Source organism: Variovorax sp. FG153, assembly GCF_057809595.1.
On sequence record NZ_JBMDKG010000134.1, the window covers coordinates 1 to 394 of the forward strand.

1 protein-coding gene and 1 pseudogene are annotated in these 394 nt (G+C 66.5%); both read right to left on the bottom strand.

The window, feature by feature from the left end; translation table 11 throughout:
• Window positions 1-131, bottom strand: a pseudogene (locus ACODT0_RS42445) (ABC transporter ATP-binding protein); the annotation flags it as partial.
• On the bottom strand, window positions 131-394 hold a 264-nt coding region (locus ACODT0_RS42450), incomplete at its 5' end, for an ABC transporter ATP-binding protein C-terminal domain-containing protein (RefSeq protein ID WP_489044057.1). The pseudogene ACODT0_RS42445 and the gene ACODT0_RS42450, both read right to left, overlap by 1 nt.

Below are 394 nucleotides of genomic sequence, written 5' to 3' on the forward strand. Positions count from 1 at the left end.
GTGCGGCCCGCGCCGTTGCGGCCCAGCAAGGTGACGACCTCGCCCGGCTGCACGACCATGTCGACGCCATGCAGCACATGCGATTCGCCGTACCAGGCCTGCAGGCCCTTGATCTCGAGTGCGGCGGTCATCAGTGGGCTCCCTGCAGTTGGCCGTCGGTGGTGCCCATGTAGGCCTCCATGACCTGCGGGTTCTTCGAGACTTCCGCGTAAGGGCCTTCGGCCAGCACGGCACCACGCTGCAGCACGGTGATGGTGTCGGCGATGGTCGAGACCACGCTCATGTTGTGCTCGACCATCAGGATGGTGCGTCCGGCCGACACGCGCTTGATCAGCTCGGCCACGCGGTGCACGTCCTCATGGCCCATGCCCTGCGTGGGTTCGTCCAGCAGCAT